This is a genomic window from Peptostreptococcus faecalis (assembly GCF_900240845.1).
Classification (GTDB): Bacteria; Bacillota; Clostridia; order Peptostreptococcales; family Peptostreptococcaceae; genus Peptostreptococcus; species Peptostreptococcus faecalis.
On the sequence record NZ_OERU01000001.1, the window covers coordinates 971,853 to 993,159 of the forward strand.

Consider the following 21,307-nt stretch of genomic DNA (forward strand, 5'->3'; position numbering starts at 1 on the left):
TTTTTTTTAATAAATCACTCTACTAAGCTTTTTTAATTTTCACACCAGTATCATGATCATTTATATTTAATATTTCTAACTCCGTATCAGATGTTTTTTCTATACTAACAGCTAGTGTTTCTGATTTAATATATTCACTAAATGCATTTAGTGATTTTTCAATTTCATCATCGCCGTTGTAATATATTTTTATGTTATCTGTTACTTCTAATCCTTCATTTTTTCTAAATTGCTGTATCTTTGATATAAACTCTCTTGCATTTCCTTCGTCTATCAATTCTTCAGTTAGAGATGTATCTAATATTACAAATAGATTATTTTCCATAGAAACCTTAAATCCTGGTTTTGATTCAATATTTACAAGAACTTGCTCTTTGTTAAACTCAAATTTTTCCCCTGATACTGTTACTTCTATGCTTTCTCCATCTTCTAACCTAGATACTACATCTCTAGCGTCCATACCTGCTAACACTTTTGCAAATTCATTTATATTCTTACCAAGTACTGGCCCTAAAACTTTGAAATTTGGCTTTATAGAGAAATTCATAAATTCACTTAAATCTTTTACAAATTGAACGTGCTTTACATTTAATTCTTCTTTTATCAAGTCAACCAAATCATAAATCTTGTTCTCATATTTACCATCTACTAATACTTCAGCAATAGGTTGTCTTACTTTTATTTTAGAGTTTTCTCTAGCTGCTCTACCAAGTGTTACTAAGTTTCTAGCTAAATCCATTTCTTCTTCTAAGTCAGTATCTATTAATTTTTCATTGACTCTTGGGTATGATGCACAATGAACTGAATATTCTCCTGTTAAGTTTCTATATAGTTCTTCAGAAAGATATGGAGCAAAAGGTGCTATCATTTTACAGTAATCTGTAAGTATTTCATACGTAGTATTATATACAGACTTTTTATCTTCTGTTAATTCAGTTCCCCAGAATCTTCTTCTGCATCTTCTTATATACCAGTTTGAAAGATCATCATTTAAGAACTCTGTCAATCTTCTTATAACTTTATTTACTTCAAATATTTCTAAATTTTCCTCTACTTCAGCTTTAAGATTATTAAACTTAGAAAGAATCCATTTATCTAACTTAGATCTATTTTCGTATTCTACAAAGAATGTTCTTGGATCTAATTCATCAGTATTTGCATATAAAGTAAAGAAATTATATGTGTTTTTTAGAGTTCCTATAAACTTAGATAATATTTCTTTTATTCCATCTTCATCAAATCTCATTGGTGTCCATGGTGGAGATACATATAACAAATACCATCTTAGAGCATCTGCTCCATATTTATCAAACATTTCAAATGGATTTATCGTATTTCCTTTCGATTTAGACATCTTCTTACCGTTTTTATCTAAAACTAAATCTGTAACCAATACATTTTTGTAAGGTGCTTTCCCAGTAACAAAAGTTGAAACCGCTATAAGAGAATAGAACCAACCTCTTGTTTGATCTATTCCTTCGCAGATATAATTTGCTGGGAATAAATTATCAAAGTTTTCTTTGTTTTCAAATGGATAATGCCATTGAGCAAAAGGCATAGAACCTGAATCAAACCATGTATCTATAACTTCTGTAACTCTTGTCATTTTTCCAGAACACTCAGGACACTTAAGATGTACTTCATCTATATATGGTCTGTGTAGTTCTATTGTCTTAGGGTCTACTTCTTCAATCGCTAAATCAGCTAATTCTTGTCTTGATCCTACACTTAATTTATTGCCACAGTCGCATTCCCATACTGGAAGTGGAGTTCCCCAATATCTCGTTCTAGATAAAGCCCAGTCTTTTAATTCCTCAAGCCAATTTCCAAATCTACCTTCACCTACAAATTCTGGATACCAATTTACACCGTTGTTATTTTCTATTAGCTTATCTTTTAATTTAGTCATTTCTAAATACCAACCTGGGTTAGCATAGTATATCAATGGTGTTGAACATCTCCAGCAATGTGGATAGTTATGCTCTACTTTCTTTTTAGAGAATAATTTATTTTCACCTGCAAGATATTTTATAATATCTACATCTAATCCTTCTTCCATAACAAATCTATTTGCCCAAGGAGTCGCAGTGAATTTACCTTCTTCATCTACCGGCTGAACAAAAGGAAGAGAATATCTTCTACCTGTTTCATAGTCATCTTCACCAAATGCAGGTGCTGAATGAACTATTCCTGTACCATCAGTAACAGTTACATAGTCTGCACATGTTATGAAAAATGCCTTGCCATCTACACTAACAAAAGGCATTAATTGTTCGTATTCTATGTACTCTAAGTCCTTACCTTTCATTTCTTCTAATACTTCATACTCTCCTTCACCTAAGTGAGCGTCTCCAAGAGACTTGGCTAAGTAATATATTTCATCACCTTTTTTAGCTTTTATGTATTCTACATTTGGATTTACTGTAAGAGACACATTTGAAGGCAATGTCCAAGGTGTAGTAGTCCAAGCAAGAAAATATTCATTTTCAGTACCTTTCTTCTTGAATTTTGCAATTAAAGTATTGCTCTTAACTTCCTTGTATCCTTGTGCAACTTCATGTGATGCTAATCCAGTTCCACATCTAGGGCAATAAGGCATTATTTTGTGGCCTTCATACATTAACCCTTCTTTATTAAATTTATCAAGAATCCACCATACAGATTCTATATAATTATTGTCTAAAGTTATATATGGATTGTCTAAATCAACAGAATATGCCATTCTTTCTGTCATTTGTCTCCACTGCTGTTCATATTTGAATACAGACTCTCTACATTTGTTGCAAAATTCTTCTATTCCATATTCTTCTATTTCCTTTTTGTCCTTCAAGCCAAGCTCTTTTTCAACTTGTAGCTCAACTGGTAATCCGTGTGTATCCCAGCCAGCTTTTCTAGGTACTCTGTATCCACTCATTGTTTTATATCTACAAACCCAATCCTTTAGTGTTCGAGAAATAACATGGTGTATTCCTGGATTACCATTAGCTGTTGGAGGTCCTTCGTAAAATATATACGTAGGGTCATTTTTTCCTTTTTCTAAAACTTTTTCGAGAATATTGTCTTCTTTCCATCTTTTAAGCGTTTTTTCTTCGGCTTCTGCTATTCCCGAATCTACTAATTTTTGAAAGACTACTTTGTTTTCCATACTGATTCTCCCTTTCTTTTACTAAAATATTAAGCTTGAAATTTGTCAAACTTTTGCAAAAACTTTTTTTATATAAAAAAAACCCGTCTCTTGCTAATGCAAGGGACGAGCATAAATCGCGTTACCACCCTATTTCTTAGATAAAAATATCTAAGCTCTCATCAGTTTATATCGAAACCACTCGGTCAACTTAATCGCACTAAAGTACTTTCAGCATTCAGCTCAGAAGTGATTTTCATGTAAATTTCCCTTATCGGCTCTCACCAAACCCGACTCGCTAAAAGTTCTATTTTACACTACTGTCTTCATCGTAGCTAGTATTATTTTTTTTGTATAAATACATTCTATGAGAAAAGTCACGATAAGTCAATAGTAATCTTTTTTATTTTAAATAAAATAAATTATGATAATAATATCTATTTGATTTTAAATATATCTTCAGGAGATCCACTATCAATCGTTTCATCGGACTCTATTTCAGTATCTTCTAGAGCCTGTATATTCAGAGTTTTTTCCTCTTCTTCTTGTACATCTTCTAATGCTGCCATTCTCATAGTTCCAGTTCCTTCAAAAGCTACAGGAGAGTTGACTTGATTAAAATCTTCCTTGTCACTTTCTATATCACTAAAAATATCATCTACATTTTTTATTTCATCTTCCAATAAAGATTTGAATTTTATTCTAAAAACTTTAAATTCTTTTAAAAGAGACTCGTATTCATTTCTGATATCAACAACTTTATTGTTTGCTTTATCAATAATTTGTTTTGCTTGAAGTTCTGATTCTTGAACTATTATTCTAGCCTTTTTATTTGCAGTATTAGTAGTATCTTCTGCCGCACTCTGTGCAGTTATCAAAGTTTCTTTTAAGGTTTCTTCAATGCTAGAGTACTTTCCAACTTGATCTTTATACATTTCAAGTTTTTCTTTTAAAGCTTCATTTTCTTTAAAAAGTGCCTCATATGATACCTTCACTTCGTCAAGGAATACATCGACTTCTTCTTCACTGTATCCTCTAAATCCTTTTTTAAACTCTTTTGTTTCTAAGATTTCTGGTGTAATCATTTTATCACTTCCTATACATATTTATTTATTATTACCATAATTTTTCCTTTTTTGGTAGTATTGCCGATTTCGCTCAATATAAATTTCCCTTTAGTTCTAACTGATATTAAAGCCTTTTCTTGAACTAGCTTAGATGGTTGAGCTATCTTTTCATAATCCATATAAACACGTTCTCCTTCACAAAGTTTTAAAGATTCTTGCCTTGATAAATTAAAAACACTGCTAATAATTGCATCTATTCTTAAAGATGAAACTGTCACCTTTTTCTCTACAAATTCTTGTTCAATATTTACAATTTCATTTCTATGAATATATTCAACCGTCACTTTATTTCTTCCAACTCTTTCACAATTATAAAGAACATAATCAGATACCTCAGAATCTAGAATAAATTGACAATAGTTTTCATGAACTATTATATCGCCTATTTTTTCTCTTTTAATACCCAAACCAAGTATAGAACCTAAATAGTCACGATGTGACACAGAAGAAAATTTGAAATTACCATTAATTTGTATAAATCTAAGTAAGTCTTCACCAACTATTTCTTCCTCTTGCAGGTAATATGGATAAATTATTAGAACTGCTCTTTCAGCATCTACATATCCTCCATCAATTATATAGCTTAATTCTGATTGTGTATTCACAATAGCAACTGCATTTTTAATTTCATATGGATTCAAAAATTCAGTTTTTTTAACTTCATGATTTTTTAAAACAGAGTTGCATATATCTACTACTCTGTACATTTTTAGTCTCAAATCTTCATCAGTTATATGGTTCGTTAACTTAATCTTATCCATAATAAATTACAAAAATCTCTCAATTAAATTTCTTATTATAATCAAAGCAATAAATGATATCATTGGAGTAAAATCCAATGGTCCCGTCATGTACCTACCAAAAATATTTCTAATAGGCCTTTCTACTGGCAGTGTAAAGTCCTCTAAAAAAGCGTATACCCTACTATCCTGAGCTCCAGGAAACCAAGACATAAGTGATTTAGCTATAATAGCCCACATTATTATGGTTATCAAATATACTAATGCAATTTTTAAAATATACATACTTTATCTCCCTACCTGTTTTGCCAAGGGAAAATAGCCTTGCTTTCTAATTCTTTTTTTATACTAGCATCTACGTCTACATTTTTAGGTGCTAAAATAAAAATAGATTTTGAAACTCTTTGTATACTTCCATCTAACACATAAACTGCACCATTCATAAAATCGAATACAGATTTTTTAGTATTTTGCTGTGTCATATTTTCTAAATTTACAATTACTGTTTTTCTAAGTCTTAAATGATCTGCTATTGTAGCAGCATCGTCATATACTTTTGGTTCTACAATTACTACTTTCATTTGATTATGACTTTGATATTCAGGTACTCTTCCAGATGAAAAAGATGAATATTGAGTTTCTGCCTCTTTATCTTCATAATCTACAAAGTCACCTTCATAATCCTCATAGTTATCATCATACTCTTCATAAGTATCGTATTCTTCATCAGAATCGTCGTCATCTATTATCATCCAATTCTTTAATTTCCCTACCTTATCTTTAATACTCGCCATAATATACCTCCTAGCATTGTCTATTATTTTTTATTTTCATAATTTCTATTTCCAAAAATAGATGTACCTATTCTGACTATTGTCGCACCCTCTTCAATGGCTATATCAAAATCGCCACTCATTCCCATAGATAGTTCTCTCATCTCAATATTTTTGATGTTTAAATTTGAAATATCTGTTGAAACTTTTTTTAGTTTCCTAAATACATCTCTTATTTCATCTTTTTTTGCATTTAATGGTGCCATTGTCATAAGTCCAAGTATCTTTATATTACCATATTTTTCAGAACAAGTCCTCATAAAGTTCTCTACTTCATTCAAATCTAGCCCATGTTTTGATTCTTCTTTTGACACGTTCACTTGAACTAAACAATTAACAGAAATATCTAATTTTTCTGCTCTATTGTTTATTTCTTCCGCTAAAGATTCTCTATCCAAAGAATGTATTAGATATGCTTTATCTATTATATATTTTACTTTATTAGTTTGAAGAGTTCCTATTTGATGCCACTTAACCTTATCACCAATTGCTTCATATTTTCGTTTTAGCTCTTGTGGTTTATTTTCTCCAACTTCAGTAATTCCTTGCTCTATAGCTTCTTCAATCACATCTATATCCACAGTTTTTGTGACTCCAAGGAGTGTAATGTCATCAGGGTTTCTCCCAGCTTTAATAGCTATTTCATCTATTTCTTTTCTTACATTTTTTATATTATCAGAAATACTACTCATTATTCCTCCTTATTAATATAAAGTTATCATTATAATTTAAAATAAAATTAAATGAAACCACAATAATCCATTGTGAATAAATACAATATATACGTATCATTATACCAAAAAGTTTTAATTTTGTATGTAATATTTTGAAATTATTTACTATAATTTAAAAATAGGCTCCATTTCATGCTTTTTTGATCTCGTCATTAGTTCAACGACTGCTTTTTCAGGTTCTAAACCTTCTTCAATTACCTTATAAATGTACTCTGTTATTGGCATTTCTATATCCAAATTTTGAGCCATCTTATGGACTGCTTTTGTTGCAGTTATTCCTTCTACTACCATATTTACTTCTTTTTGCATATTTTCTAAGCTATAACCTTGCCCAATTAAAAGACCTGCTTTTCTGTTTCTTGAGTGCACACTTGTGCAAGTAACTATTAGATCTCCTATTCCAGAAAGCCCAGAAAAAGTCGATAATTCCGCACCCATTGCAACTCCAAATCTACTAATTTCAGTCAAGCCTCTAGTCATCAATGCGGCTTTAGAGTTATCTCCATACCCAAGTCCGTCTAAAACACCTGCTCCGAAAGCAATTATATTTTTTGTTGCACCACCTAGTTCAACTCCTATCAAATCAGTATTTGTATATACTCTAAACGATGGATTCATAAAAAAATCTTGAACTGTTTGTGATATATTTATATCCTCAGAAGATGCTACAACTGCTGTCGGTACATTTTTTGATACTTCTTCAGCGTGAGAAGGTCCCGATAGCATACAGTATTTATTTTCTGGCAATTCTTCCTTACAAACAACGGAAAGTCTTTTTCCGCTGCCATTTTCTATTCCTTTTGCTACATTTACCAAAATCTGTTCTTTTTTTACTATTTTAGATAATTCAATACTTATATTCCTTACTTGTTGTGAAGGAATAGCTAAGACTATAATTTCAGATTCTCTAACGGCCTCTTCTATATTATTAGTGGCATAAATAGATTTATTTAAATCGATATTAGGTAGATATTTGTTATTAGTATGATTTAAATTTATTTCTTCGCACTGTTCATTTCTTCTTGACCACATCATTACATCATGTCCATTATCATCAAGAACCATCGCCAAGGCACTTCCCCAGCTACCAGCTCCTAAAACACATACTTTACTCATATCGTATCCTCCTAATTTCTATTATTTTTTTTTAATTCTAATCTTCTTTCCTCGCCCTTTAACAATCTCTTAATATTATCTTTATGTTTATAAATAACAGAGATTGATAACAATACACATATCCAAGCTCCAACAAAATCTTTTTCCATTAACATCAGTACTACAAAAAAGCACACTCCGCAAATCGATGCTACCGATACATATCTAGTGACTAAAACTAAAACTATAAAAAACAACATACTAGCTAGAGTAGGAAGAGGCGCTATTGCCAACATAGCTCCATACGTTGTTGCAACACCTTTCCCACCTTTGAAGTTTAAAAATACCGGCCAATTGTGACCACATACAACAGAAACTATTGATATGAATTTTGCTATATCTAAGTCTACTTTAAATTGGTTTGCAATAAAAATAGACAATAAAACTGCGATGGTACCTTTAAAATAATCTCCAAGCAAAGTAAGCGCACCAGCTTTCACTCCATAGGTTCTTAATACATTAGTTGTTCCGGCATTTTTAGACCCTTTAGTTCTTATATCGGCTCCATAAAATATTTTGCTAATTATAAATGAACTGGAAATATTCCCTATCAAATAAGATAATATTCCTATACATATATATATAAGCATTTTACAATCCTCCTTATTATTTTTTCTTTTGTCTGTACTCTACTCTAATAGAAGTACCTTCAAATCCAAAATTTTCTCTTATTTTATTTTCCAAATATCTTGTATAAGAGAAGTGAGTTAATTGCTTATCGTTTATAAATAACGTGAATTTAGGCGGCTTTACCCCCGTCTGAGTTCCATAATATATCTTCAACCTTTTACCTTTATCTGATGGAGGTTGATTCATCATCACCGCTTCACCGATAACATCATTTAAAACTGACGTACTTATTTGTTTATTCTGTTCATTTGATACTTCTACAACTGTTTCCAATATCTTATTGATTCTTTGATTTGTTACGGCTGATACAAATAAAATAGGAGCATAACTCATAAAAGGGAATTTTTCGCGTATTGAAAATCTAAAATTACTCATTGTTTTATTATCTTTTTCAATCAAGTCCCATTTATTGACTATAAATATACATCCCTTTCCTTCATCATGTGCAATACCTGCTATCTTTGTATCTTGCTCTGTTACACCTTCTGTTGCATCAATAACTATCAATACAACATTCGCTCTATCTACAGCAGTCATAGCTCTAAGTACAGAGAATTTTTCAACTCTTTCATAAATTTTACTACGTCTTCTTATTCCGGCAGTATCTATTAATAAAAATTTATTGTCGTTATTTTCAAAATACGTGTCAATCGCATCTCTAGTAGTACCTGCAATAGGAGATACAATAACTCTGTTTTCGCCTAGAATATTATTCAAAATAGAACTTTTACCTGCATTTGGTTTACCAGTAATAGCTACTCTAATTATATCTTCATCATATTCAGTATTTAATCCTTCTGGGATATTTACTAAAACTTCATCCAGTAAATCGCCTAGCCCCATGCTATTAGCTCCAGATATAGGAAATGGAGTTCCAAGCCCCAATTCATAAAAATCATATAATAAATCGTATTGACTTTTTGAATCTATTTTATTTACAACCAATATTACTGGTTTTTTCGTTTTTCTTAGAATATCTGCAACTTCTTTATCCGCTGCAGTCAATCCACCTTTTCCATCTACAACAAATAAAATAACATGAGCCATATCTATTGCAAGCAGCGCTTGATCTCTCATCTGTGAGACAATAACATCATCTGATGCTGGTTCTATTCCTCCTGTATCTATTATTGTAAAATAATTATTAAGCCATTCGACTTCTCCAAATATTCTATCTCTAGTGACACCTGGAGTATCTTCGACAATAGATATTTTTTTACCTGTAAGTTTATTGAAAATAGTCGATTTACCTACATTAGGTCTTCCTACGACTGCTACTATCGGTCTATTATCATTGTTCATATATACACATCCTATTCTTAATTATATCGTTTGTTTCATTTTTCTAACCATCTAATCTATTATACAGTATTTTTTGGCAAAGATACAGATAAGTCACCCTTTTTTGGTAATATAATTTTAAAAGATGAACCTTTCCCCAAAGTTGATTCAACATCTATCCTTCCATTTAAAGATATTACAATATGTTTTATTATTGCTAAACCTAAACCTGTGCCTTCTATATCCTTATTCCTTGACTTGCTGACTCTGTAAAATCTCTCAAAGATTCTTTCAATTTCATTTTCACTTATTCCTATTCCATTATCTTCGACTGTCACATAGTAATTTTCACTGTCGTCATTATAAATTACTTTTACATATCCGCCTCTTCTGTTGTACTTTATTCCATTTGTTATAAGATTAATCAATAGTTCCTTAAAATATTGTTGGTGAGTAAAAAACATATAGTTTTCAAGATTTCCATAATCAACCTCTAAAGATATATTTACTTTTTTTGCCTTCCTTTGAAGTAGCTTAAACACAAGATTATTTACTTCTCTTATGTCAAACCAATCCCTAATCAGTTCTACTTCTCCCTCTATTGATGATAACAATAAAATATCATTGATCAGTATTCTTAATCTATTTGCCTCATTTTCTATTATATCTAAAAATCTTTTTCTTTTTTCAGGATCTATATTTTTGTCATTTACTTTTAATGTTTCTATAAATCCCTGTATTGATGTAAGAGGAGTTTTTAACTCGTGACTTACATTGGCTGCAAATTCAGTTCTCATATTTTCAAGTTTTTTTCTATCTGTTATATCCTCTATATTTACAATTGAAGAAATTTGAACTTCTTTTTGCCCTTCTTCACGAACAGGATCTATCCTCAATTTAAATATTTGTCCTTTAGTTGATACTATTTCTTTACTAACACTGCTATTAATATCCATATTGTTTTCAATAAACTTTAAAATTTTTGGTTCTTTTACAATATCTGTTATCAACTGTCCTTCTGCTTCTATATCATCTGGACAATTAATATATTCTTTAGCAGGATTATTGATTAAAAATGCTCTGTTGAAAATATCTATAACTAATATCCCATTGGTAAGTGAAGTTATAATAGAGTTTAGTTGAACATTTTTGCTTTCTATTTGATCGAACGAAGTATCTAACATATCAACCATATTATTAAAATTTTCCGAAAAAACATTTAACTCAGAGTGACGAAAATGTTTCATCCTCGCATTCAAATCCATATTTTTCACTTTGCTAGACATATCCATTAATTCTTGTAAAAAAAGTTTTAAACTTTTTGAATGTCTATACAACATCATCGAAATTATCCAAGATAGGATCATCAATACTGTTATAATATATGTTATTTTATCCATGCTTTCCTCCAAAAAAAATAAGGATAATAAACACGCGTTCACTATCCTAGGAAAAACTGTTATTTCATTTTATAGCCAACACCTCTTATAGTTTCAATATACTTTTCATCATCGGAATATTCTTCTAATTTTTTTCTGATATATCTTATGTGTACATCTACAGTTCTAGTTTCTCCATAGTATTCATACCCCCATACTTTATCCAGTAAAAAATCTCTTGTAAGAACTCTTCCTCTGTTTTTCATAAGTAGTTTTAATAATTCAAACTCTTTTAGTGTAAGGTCAATTTTTCTTCCATTTAGTGTGACTTCATGCTTCTCTAAATCAAGCATGATTTTACCCACTGTCAACACAGTTTCTTTTTTGCTACTCGTTTCAGATCTCCTAAGAACTGTTTTAATTCTTGCCATTAATTCTTTTACGCTAAATGGTTTTGTTATATAGTCATCTGCTCCAACATTTAGCCCTTCAATTTTGTCTTCTTCCATATTTTTAGCTGTCAACATAATGACTGGAACTCTGCTTAATTTTTTATCTTCACGTATTTTTTTTAATATATCAATGCCGCTAATATTAGGCAGCATCCAATCCAACAAGATAAGATCTGGATTTTCTTCTTTCGCAGCTATAAAACCATCAAAACCATCTCTAGAGGTAATAACTTCATATCCGCCTAACTCTAAATTAAATTTTAAAAGCTCTAATATATGTTCTTCATCATCAATTAGCAAAATCTTTATCATCGCAAACCCTCCTTGTTCTTAAAAGATCTGAACAATAGTTCCTATTCTCTTTTCAGTTTTATTATCTTTTCTGTATGAGAAGAACTTATCATTGTTGCAAGATGTGCATAGTTCTAATTTTTTGATGTTTTTATTTTCAACACCTGATTTTATAAGAAAAAGTTCGTTAATTTTCCATAAATCAAGAAAATACTCATCGCTACTTTTTTTACAAAAAAATTCTTCATCGCAGTTTGTTCCCAGAATATCATCCATCTTATTTTTGAATTTCAAAACTAAATCTTCAGAAACATTATAACAACAAACTCCAATAGATGGTCCAATATAAACTTCAATATCTTTAGGATTTACATCATACTCTTTTTTCATAGTACGTATTGTTTCTCCAACTATATTATCGTAGGTTCCTTTCCATCCTGCATGGGCAATTCCAATAATATTTTTAACATTGTCAAAAAAAACCACAGGTACACAATCAGCTGTAAAAGCTAATAAAGGAACTTCTCTTAGATCTGTAACCAAAGCATCTGCATCTTCAATTTTTCCTACAGAAATATCATTTATGACTCTAACTTTTGAAGAATGAATTTGCTTGTTGAAGGTTATATTTTCTATTTTATAGTCATTTCTTCGACATATCTTTTCAATATCATCATTATTTTTTGCATCCACACTTCTATGTGTAAAAAGAATCGAAACATTATTTTTTTCTATTTTAAAATAATCATTTTCTTCCACGATTTCGGCATTATCAAAATTAACAGATTTATTTAAACTATTTTTCATTATTTATCTCGCCTCTTTCACTAAGTATGCTTTCTAATTCCTTAACAAAAGTATTCAAGTCTTTAAACTGTCTGTATACAGAGGCAAATCTAACATATGCGACTTCATCAACATCTTTTAGTCTATCCATTACCATCTCACCAATTCTTGTCGTTTCTATCTCATCAATAAACATTTTGTTTACTTCAGATTCAATAGAGTCTACAATTTCATCGATTTTTGATATTGAAACAGGTCTTTTTTCGCATGATCTTATCAATCCGTATTTTATTTTATCTCTGTCAAAAGACTCTCTTCTTCCATCTTTTTTTATTACCATAACAGGCGTCATTTCAATTTTTTCATATGTAGTAAATCTTTTTTTACAGCTTTCACATTCTCTTCTTCTTCTAATCGAAGCAGCATCTATATGTCTTGAATCAAGTACTTTAGACTCTTTAAATTCACAATATGGACAAAGCATGTTAATCACCTCTTTTCTTTTTATTCTTATTTAAAATTTTTTCAGTTTCAAATTAATCAAAAGATAGTATACATTATAAGGTTAATTTATATTATCTTTTTTATGAAACAAGGCTCAACCATAAGCTGAGCCTTATTTTTTTATATTGACATTTTTATTTCTTTCTTCTCAAGAAAGTTGGAATAACCATATCATCGTCACCCGCAGTCACAGTTTCATCAAAACTATTTGCAAAGTTTTCTTCAGGAACTGGATTTTGCTCAACTTTCTGTTGTTCCACTACTCTAGGTATCTCATTGTACTTAGGAGTGACTGGTGAAGATGTTTGTCTTCTCAGCTGTGGCGTATTAAAAATATCATCAGACCCATCTTGTAAGCCAGTAGCAACTACTGTTATAACAATTTCATCTCCGAAATCTTCTCTAGTTGCAGCTCCAAATATTATCATTGCGTCTGGATCACATTTTTGTCTAATTATTTCAGTTGCTTCACTCACTTCAAGCAATCCTAAATCATTTCCACCTGTTACATTTATCAATACACCCTTAGCTCCATCTATTGTTGTTTCAAGTAAAGGCGATTCTATAGCTTGCTTAGCAGCTATTATTGCTCTGTCTTCTCCAGCTGCAGTACCCATTCCCATGTGTGCTAGTCCTTGATCCTTCATAACTGCTTCAACGTCAGCAAAGTCTAGATTTATAAGCGCAGACTCAGAAATAAGACCAGATATAGACTGTATACCTTGTTTTAATATATCATCAGCCTTTGATAATGCATCTGTTATGCTAGTTCTTTTTTCAATGATCTGAAGAATTTTATCATTTGGAATTGTAATTAGAGTATCAACATTTTTTCTCAACTCTACTATTCCTTCTTCAGCTTTTTTCATTCTTACTCTTCCTTCAAAAGAGAAAGGTTTAGTAACTACTCCTACTGTCAATGCTCCTGCATTTTTAGCTATCTGCGCTACTACAGGTGCAGCTCCTGTTCCTGTTCCACCACCCATTCCGGCAGTTACAAAAACCATATCAGCACCCTCTACAACTTTTGCTATTTCATCTGCAGACTCTTCGGCAGCTTTTTTTCCTTTTTCAGGGTTAGCTCCGGCACCTAGTCCTTTTGTAAGTTTTTCACCAATCTGTAGTACATGTTCTGCTTTAGATGCCTCTAAAGCCTGTTTATCAGTATTAAGAGCAACATATTCCACACCTTTCACGCCTGCACTAATCATGACGTTAATAGCATTGTTTCCGCCGCCACCTACTCCGATAACTTTTATATTGGCAGAGCCTGCTTGCTCTTCAACAAAGTTTAACATTTATAAACCCCCATTCACACCATATTTTATGTATGACTAATTATCATAACTATATTTTACCACTTAAATAAATAATATTCTATCTATTCTATAATAGCTTAAAAAACACCTTCATTGCAACATTTTTTTAATTTTTTTTGAAATCTACTTAGATGTAATTTATTTAAACTCTTTTGAGATAATGTTATAAATCAAATCAATAGAATCTCTTTTACCAAATTCAAGATTTGCTTCAGACATTTTCTTTAATTGTTCGCCATCATCTAATAATTTAAAAATTGTCTCACATAATTTTTCTTCTGTAAGTTCTTTTTCTTTTATACAAATGCCTCCTCCTGAATTTTGTAGGCTCATGGCATTATGTTCTTGATGATTTTCAGCTGTATACGCCTTAGGAACTACTATAGAAGGTACCCCTATGGCTGTAGTCTCAGCCATAGATATAGCTCCTGCACTACCAAGTACCAAGTCTGCTGCTGCTAAGTTCCTAGCCATATCATCTAAATACGGAACTATTTTCTGATAAGTTTTAAACTCTAAGTCAGAGTGTTTTTTTATAAAATCATCATAATACACTCTACCAGTTGATATCGTAAATGCTATATCTTCTTCTAACATTTTTAAAAGAGACATTCCGAGTGCATCATTGATCTCTTCTGAGCCACCGCTTCCGCCAGAAACTAAAAGCATTTTTTTATCATCAGGTATATCTAAAAACTCTCTCGACTCATTTCTAGAAGAGTTAAGAATATCATCTCTCACTGGATTGCCCGTTAGAGACAATTTATTTTTAGCCTTTTCCGGAAATCTTTTGTGAGAATCCTCAAAACTCGTCATCACAAAATCAACATTTTTTGATAACATCTTATTTGTAATCCCAGGGAATGAATTTTGTTCATGTATTCCCGTTTTTATTCCCATTTGACTAGCTTTTAAAACAACAGATCCACTTACATATCCACCAGTTCCTATTACAAGATCTGGATTAAATTCTTTTATTATTTTTTTTGAATGTCTAAGTGATTTCAAAAACATAGCTAATCTTTTTACGTTATCAAAATCAATCTTTCTTTTAAACCCTTTTACTTCTATAAATTTTATTTCATATCCATACTTAGGAACTATTTCGGATTCAATTCCATCCCTTGTTCCAACGAATAAAATCTCTGAATCAGGATTTTTTTCTTTAATCTTATTTGCTATTGCAATTGCGGGGTAAACATGACCTCCAGTTCCTCCGCCTGATAAAATTACCTTCATCGTATTCCCCTTATCTATATGAATTTGCTCATTTTATTTCGCTAACACATTTTTTAAAGTCATTTCCTCGTTCTTCATAATTATTATACATCCCCCAACTAGCGCATGCAGGAGATAATAATACAATATCACCATCTTTAGAAATTTCTTTTGAAATTTCCACAGCGTCTTTCATAGAAGCCGCCTTATGTATGTTAACAATTCCAAATTTAATAGCAGTTTTCCCAATTAACTCCGCTGTCTCTCCAAGAGCAATTACCGAACTCACATTTTTCTTAGCGACGTCAAATAACTCTGAAAAATCACTTCCCTTATCATATCCTCCTGCTATTAATACAATTGGTTCTTCATACGATTGAACTGCCTTAATAGTAGAGTCAGGGTTAGTTCCCTTTGAATCATTGACATATTTCACCCCGTTTACAGTATCTACATATTCTAATCTGTGTTCTACTGCTTTGAATGTTTTCAATACTCTCACTATAATATCTTTATCTATTCCATAGGAGATAGCAATTCCTATTGCAGCCATACAGTTTTCTAAATTATGACTACCCGGTAAACTTAACTCTTTTTTATTAATTATTTTTTCAATACTTCCATCTTTTGAAAAAACTATATTTCCTTCATCATCCAAATATATCCCACTGTCTAACTTTTCTTTTCGTGAAAAATAGACTACATCTGCTGGATTGTTCAATCCCATATCGTGAGTCAAGTCATCATCGTAATTTAGTATACATTTATCATCTTTATTTTGATTTACAAATATATTAGACTTTGCCAAAGCATAATTCTGCATTGTGTGATGTCTATTCATATGATCTTCTGTTAAATTTAATACTGCCGATATTTCTGGTCTAAATTCTACTATACTTTCTAGCTGGAAGCTTGATAACTCAGTTACTAGTACTGAATTCTCACTAGCTTCATCTGCTGCTTGAACGGCAGGATTTCCTATATTTCCTACCACATAGCTTTCCCATTCAGTAGATTTAAATATTTCACCAACAATTGATGTAGTGGTAGTTTTACCATTTGTACCAGTAATTCCTATAAAGTGCAGATTTTTATCAAGACCTATTCTATAAGCCAATTCTATTTCACTCATTATCACTTTTTTATTTTCCCTTAATTCGACTATATAGTCTAAATCAAGAGGTACTCCTGGAGATACTACTGCAAAATCAATGTTTTTCAACTCACTTGAAGTGGGATTTTTCCCTAATATGAACTCTATATCACCTAAGTTTTTTAATTCTATCAAAATTCCAGAGTTTTTATCTACGTTTTTTGAATCACATAAAACTACTCTTGCTCCATTTTTTAATAAGTATTTGGCAGAGGCTAGTCCAGACTTCCCCATACCAATAACTAATACTTTGTTTTTTTCAAACAATATTGTCACCTCTATTCAGTTTAAGTAAACTGTTTTTATTGCAATTTTATAACATCTGTCAATTTCACAAACCTATTATACCATATATGACAGTATTGTTCATTACTTTGACGCAATTTATTCCTATAGCAAACCACATATAACTTAAATAAGCACAAGAACATACCCATATAGGCATATCTTGTGCTTATTTTGTACAAATTTATCTAAAATATTGCTATTACACCAACCCATGCTAGCATAATAGATACTAACCAAAAAATAAAAACAACCTTTGTTTCAGGCCAACCGCACTGCTCATAGTGATGATGCAGCGGTGCCATTTTAAAAATTCTTTTTCTAGTTTTTTTGAAATACATTACTTGTATTATGACCGATAGAGCCTCAGCAAAATAAATTCCACCAACTATAGGAATTATTAAAATAGTATTTGTAAATAATGCAAAGGCTGTTACAGCACCGCCAAGCGCCATAGATCCAGTATCACCCATAAAAACTCTAGCAGGATTTACATTAAACCATAAAAATCCTATACATGCTCCTAAAGTTGCTGCTGACATCTGTGAAATTTCAACGTTATTTACAACAAAAAGAGCAAATGCCATAAAAAACAAGGATACTATTGCTGTAATTCCACTTGCTAGTCCATCTAATCCATCTGTTAAGTTTACAGCATTTACAGTCCCTAATATAGCAACAATCATAACAGGAATATAAAAAATTCCAATGTTAATTCCAGTATTTAGAAAAGGAACAATAAATTGCACGCCGCCTTCTATAGAGTTATATTTATACAGTGTAACTATAAGAGCTAATAAAACTTGTAAAAATAATTTTTGTTTTGCTGTTAATCCTAAAGATCTTTGCATTTTTATTTTTACAAAATCATCTATAAAACCAATAGCTCCAAATCCTAACATACAAAGCAGAGCTATAAGTATGTCATTATTAATTTTGGTTCTAAATAATGTCGCAACCAATATAGCCACTATCATTAAAACGCCACCCATTGTAGGTGTACCATTTTTTTTAAGATGCGACTGAGGTCCATCATCTCTTATAGTTTGACCAAATTTGAATTTGTGTAAAGCTGGTATTAGCATAGGCCCCATTACCATAACTAATAGAAATGATATTATAGCCGTAAAAGTTACGTCTCTAATTGTTAACATTGGCTTACCTCCTCTAAGTACTCAACTATATCTTCGAATTTCATTCCTCTAGATGCTTTAGCCAATATTACATCGTCATTCTTTATTATTTGTTGAATATTTTTTATTAAATCTTCTTTTTTATCAAAGTGGTATACATTTTCAGAATCAAAACCATTCTCGATAGCTTCAAGCCCTATGTACTTTGACGCTTCTCCAGAAGTCAAAATAACATCTGATTTTTTTGCAGCTTCTTTTCCAATTCGTCTATGTGATCCTTCTGCAAATTCTCCCATTTCCAAGCAATCTCCCAGTATAGCTACCTTTCTTCTATTTTTGTATAAAGAAAGCACTTTTAAACTGGCAATCATCGAATCTGGACTTGCATTATATACATCGTTTATAATCGTCATATTTTTTGTTTGAATTATATCTTGTCTATTTTCTGTTGGTATGAAATTAAGCAAGCCTGCTCTTATTTCATCAATATCCATTTCTAGTGATAAACCTACTAGTATAGCAGACATAGCATTATAAATATTGTGAACTCCTACTGTTGGTATTTCAAACTGAAAATCGCCTTCATTAGTCGTTACGATAAATTTTGTGCTTTTATTTTCATATGTTTCAAATTCACTACAATACAATGTGTTTTTTTCAGAAAAACCAAAAGACATTATATTGTATTTTTTCTGTACAAAGGATTTATCTTTATTATCAACTAATTTTCCTAGAAAATCATCATCTCCGTTAACTATTAATGTCGAATTTTCATCGAAAAAAGTTGTTATTTCCATCTTTGCTTTGAATATATTTTCTTGATTTCCAAGTCTCTCAATATGCGACATCCCAATATTAGATATAACACCTATTTTAGGTCTCACAATATCAGCTAAATACTGTATCTCTCCTAAACCTGTCATTCCCATTTCAATTATCGCACATTTGTATCGTTCATCTAAATTAAAAACTGTCAGCGGTACACCGAACTGGTTGTTTAGATTTTTTTCATTTTTAAGCGTATTAAATCTGTTTGAAACAACGGAGTAAACCATGTCTCTAGTCGTAGTTTTTCCGACACTCCCTGTAACTGCTACCACAGGAATATCAAATCTTTGAATATAATATTTCGCAATTTTACCCATTGCAATCTCTGTATTATCAACAATAACTACATTAGAATCATATATTTCTTTAGATATATAACTTGCATCACTAATCATAAAATTTCTACACCCTTGATCGTATGCTGACTTTATAAATTTATGTCCATCTTGATTCTCACCTATTATAGAAATAAATAGAGAAGAAGAATCCGCATCTCTACTGTCTATTACTATTTTATCGATTTCATTATCAACATTGCCATACATTAATTTTCCAGCTGTTGATTTAATAATCTCTTCAATTTTTAAGCTGTTCATATTTGCCCCCTAAAAAAACTGATTAAATTCAGTTGAAATATTTTTTTCATTTTCAACATATATTATGATAACAGTTTTACTTTTTTTCTGCTACCCTTAATTTTGAACTTCTTGATCTAGGGTTAATATCTATTTCTTCATCCGTTGGTAAAATAGGTTTTCTAGTGATAATTTTTATTTCACTAATCTTATCACATTGACAAAATGGTAGTTCAGGAGGACATATGCAGCTAGAACTCAAATATTTGTATTCATTTTTGACAATCCTATCTTCCAATGAGTGAAAAGTTATTATACATATTCGACCACCGGGATTTAACATTGAAACAGAATCATCTATCATATCTTTTATAACGCCCAACTCATTATTTACCTCAATTCTTATTGCTTGAAACGTTCTTTTAGCAGGATGTGGTCCGTTTATTCTAGCTTTTTTAGGTATAGCCTTTTTTATTATTTCAACTAATTCGTATGTCGTATCAATTGATTTATCTTGTCTACTTTCAACGATAAATTTCGCTATTCTTCTAGACCAATTTTCTTCTCCGTAATCTTTTATTATTCTATTTAACTCATCTTCTGAATATGAGTTTACTATATCCCATGCCGTTTTATCCGCTCGATTATCCATTCTCATATCAAGAGGTGCATCATTCATGTATGAAAAACCTCTAGACGCTTCATCAAGTTGATGAGAAGATACTCCCAAGTCAGCTAAAACACCATCTACTTTATATATACCTCTTGATTCTAACTCTTCTTTTATATTCTTGAAATTGCTGTGAATCAAAATTATTCTATCTCCGAAGCTACTTAATCTTTCTTTTGCCACGTTTATAGCATTAATATCTTGATCAAAGCATATTAATCTTCCTTCTTCCGAAAGATTCTTCGCGATTTCTTTGCTGTGTCCTGCACCTCCCATTGTACAATCCACATATACACCATCTGGTTTTATATTTAAATTTTCTATACATTCTTCTAACAATACAGAAACGTGATTAAATTCCATCTTTACTCCTTTTTAGTAATACAATATGAAGTATAATACTCAGTACTATACCGATTAAGCTCACTATTTGAGCTGCTCTCAAGGACCCGATCATAAGCGAATCCGTCCTCATTGACTCTATGAAGAACCTTCCTAGTGAATATAAAAATAAATACTGCACCAATAATGCACCTTCATATTTTTTATTCTTTCTATTTCTAAATATTATTATGAAAATAAACAGATTCCATATAGATTCATATAAAAAAGTAGGATGAACTTTCTGAGAGTCTACAATAATCCCCCATGGTAAATCTGTAGGACCTCCATGAGCTTCTCCGTTTATAAAGTTACCCCATCTACCTATAGATTGTGCTAAAGGAACTCCCAATAAAACAATATCCGTTAGTTTAAAAAAATCTAATTTTTTAATTTTTGAAAATATATAGACAGTAACTGCACCTGCAATTATACCTCCGTGAATAGCTAAGCCGCCACCACGAATATTGATTATCTGAGATATATTAGCAGTATAATAATCCCAGTTGAACAATACATAATAGGCTCTCGCTCCTATTACTCCAAATGTTATCAAAAACATAGATAAATCTATAATGTAATTCTCGCTATAACCAACCCTTTTTGCTTCTCTTGTAGATATGATTATCGCTAGAATCATTCCTAGAGTGATTAATATACCGTACCACATAATATCTATTCCAAATAAATTAAAAGCTACTCTATCCAT

The 21,307-nt window shown here is 31.1% G+C and carries 20 protein-coding genes and 1 other annotated feature; all 20 genes read right to left on the bottom strand.

From position 1 onward, the window contains the following. Positions 1-22: 22 nt before the first annotated feature. The 20 genes from ileS to lgt all read right to left on the bottom strand — a co-directional run bounded on the left by ileS (position 23) and on the right by lgt (position 21,307). The gene (gene ileS, locus C0982_RS04490) at positions 23-3,145 is read right to left on the bottom strand and encodes an isoleucine--tRNA ligase (RefSeq protein ID WP_101773019.1); all 3,123 of its coding nucleotides are present in this window, start codon (positions 3,143-3,145) and stop codon (positions 23-25) included. Positions 3,146-3,243: 98 nt separating this feature from the next. Further along, positions 3,244-3,466, bottom strand: a binding site (T-box leader). A 95-nt stretch (positions 3,467-3,561) separates the two neighbouring features. Next, on the bottom strand, positions 3,562-4,209 hold the full coding sequence (locus C0982_RS04495) for a DivIVA domain-containing protein (RefSeq protein WP_101773020.1): 648 nt from the start codon (positions 4,207-4,209) through the stop codon (positions 3,562-3,564). Positions 4,210-4,220: 11 nt separating this feature from the next. Beyond that, complete coding sequence (locus C0982_RS04500; protein WP_101773021.1) at positions 4,221-5,012, bottom strand: YlmH family RNA-binding protein; 792 nt, start codon at positions 5,010-5,012, stop codon at positions 4,221-4,223. A gap of 6 nt (positions 5,013-5,018) precedes the next feature. Beyond that, positions 5,019-5,276 carry a YggT family protein gene (locus C0982_RS04505; RefSeq protein ID WP_101773022.1) on the bottom strand — a complete coding sequence of 86 codons (258 nt, stop codon included), beginning with the start codon at positions 5,274-5,276 and terminating at the stop codon, positions 5,019-5,021. A gap of 11 nt (positions 5,277-5,287) precedes the next feature. Further along, positions 5,288-5,785: a cell division protein SepF gene (locus C0982_RS04510; RefSeq protein WP_101773023.1), complete on the bottom strand. Its 498-nt coding sequence runs from the start codon at positions 5,783-5,785 to the stop codon at positions 5,288-5,290. Positions 5,786-5,808: 23 nt separating this feature from the next. Continuing rightward, positions 5,809-6,516 (bottom strand): YggS family pyridoxal phosphate-dependent enzyme, encoded by a 708-nt coding sequence (locus C0982_RS04515; RefSeq protein WP_101773024.1) that lies wholly within the window; start codon positions 6,514-6,516, stop codon positions 5,809-5,811. 147 nt (positions 6,517-6,663) lie between these two features. Beyond that, positions 6,664-7,674 (bottom strand): NAD(P)H-dependent glycerol-3-phosphate dehydrogenase, encoded by a 1,011-nt coding sequence (locus tag C0982_RS04520; RefSeq protein ID WP_101773025.1) that lies wholly within the window; start codon positions 7,672-7,674, stop codon positions 6,664-6,666. Positions 7,675-7,685: 11 nt separating this feature from the next. Beyond that, positions 7,686-8,303: a glycerol-3-phosphate 1-O-acyltransferase PlsY gene (gene plsY / locus C0982_RS04525; protein WP_101773026.1), complete on the bottom strand. Its 618-nt coding sequence runs from the start codon at positions 8,301-8,303 to the stop codon at positions 7,686-7,688. 16 nt (positions 8,304-8,319) lie between these two features. After that, entirely contained in the window at positions 8,320-9,645 is a 1,326-nt protein-coding gene (gene der, locus C0982_RS04530; RefSeq protein WP_101773027.1) for a ribosome biogenesis GTPase Der, read from the bottom strand. Positions 9,646-9,704: 59 nt separating this feature from the next. Beyond that, the gene (locus tag C0982_RS04535) at positions 9,705-11,024 is read right to left on the bottom strand and encodes a sensor histidine kinase (protein ID WP_242961494.1); all 1,320 of its coding nucleotides are present in this window, start codon (positions 11,022-11,024) and stop codon (positions 9,705-9,707) included. A 59-nt stretch (positions 11,025-11,083) separates the two neighbouring features. Next, positions 11,084-11,767 carry a winged helix-turn-helix domain-containing protein gene (locus tag C0982_RS04540; RefSeq protein ID WP_101773028.1) on the bottom strand — a complete coding sequence of 228 codons (684 nt, stop codon included), beginning with the start codon at positions 11,765-11,767 and terminating at the stop codon, positions 11,084-11,086. Positions 11,768-11,785: 18 nt separating this feature from the next. Next, positions 11,786-12,553: a peptidoglycan editing factor PgeF gene (gene pgeF, locus C0982_RS04545; RefSeq protein ID WP_101773029.1), complete on the bottom strand. Its 768-nt coding sequence runs from the start codon at positions 12,551-12,553 to the stop codon at positions 11,786-11,788. Then, positions 12,543-13,016 carry a transcriptional regulator NrdR gene (gene nrdR / locus C0982_RS04550; RefSeq protein WP_101773030.1) on the bottom strand — a complete coding sequence of 158 codons (474 nt, stop codon included), beginning with the start codon at positions 13,014-13,016 and terminating at the stop codon, positions 12,543-12,545. The genes pgeF and nrdR overlap by 11 nt, the downstream gene beginning before the upstream one ends. 154 nt (positions 13,017-13,170) lie before the next feature. Continuing rightward, positions 13,171-14,334, bottom strand: a complete 1,164-nt coding sequence (gene ftsZ / locus C0982_RS04555) for a cell division protein FtsZ (RefSeq protein ID WP_101773031.1) — start codon at positions 14,332-14,334, stop codon at positions 13,171-13,173. A 159-nt stretch (positions 14,335-14,493) separates the two neighbouring features. Next, positions 14,494-15,594 carry an undecaprenyldiphospho-muramoylpentapeptide beta-N-acetylglucosaminyltransferase gene (gene murG, locus C0982_RS04560; RefSeq protein WP_101773032.1) on the bottom strand — a complete coding sequence of 367 codons (1,101 nt, stop codon included), beginning with the start codon at positions 15,592-15,594 and terminating at the stop codon, positions 14,494-14,496. Positions 15,595-15,622: 28 nt separating this feature from the next. Continuing rightward, positions 15,623-17,002: a UDP-N-acetylmuramoyl-L-alanine--D-glutamate ligase gene (murD, locus tag C0982_RS04565; protein ID WP_306456936.1), complete on the bottom strand. Its 1,380-nt coding sequence runs from the start codon at positions 17,000-17,002 to the stop codon at positions 15,623-15,625. 197 nt (positions 17,003-17,199) lie between these two features. Beyond that, positions 17,200-18,165 carry a phospho-N-acetylmuramoyl-pentapeptide-transferase gene (gene mraY / locus C0982_RS04570; RefSeq protein WP_101773034.1) on the bottom strand — a complete coding sequence of 322 codons (966 nt, stop codon included), beginning with the start codon at positions 18,163-18,165 and terminating at the stop codon, positions 17,200-17,202. After that, entirely contained in the window at positions 18,159-19,568 is a 1,410-nt protein-coding gene (locus C0982_RS04575; protein ID WP_101773035.1) for a UDP-N-acetylmuramoyl-tripeptide--D-alanyl-D-alanine ligase, read from the bottom strand. The genes mraY and C0982_RS04575 overlap by 7 nt, the downstream gene beginning before the upstream one ends. Before the next feature lie 76 nt (positions 19,569-19,644). After that, positions 19,645-20,580 (bottom strand): 16S rRNA (cytosine(1402)-N(4))-methyltransferase RsmH, encoded by a 936-nt coding sequence (rsmH, locus tag C0982_RS04580; protein WP_101773036.1) that lies wholly within the window; start codon positions 20,578-20,580, stop codon positions 19,645-19,647. Beyond that, the gene (gene lgt, locus C0982_RS04585) at positions 20,570-21,307 is read right to left on the bottom strand and encodes a prolipoprotein diacylglyceryl transferase (RefSeq protein ID WP_101773037.1); all 738 of its coding nucleotides are present in this window, start codon (positions 21,305-21,307) and stop codon (positions 20,570-20,572) included. The genes rsmH and lgt overlap by 11 nt, the downstream gene beginning before the upstream one ends.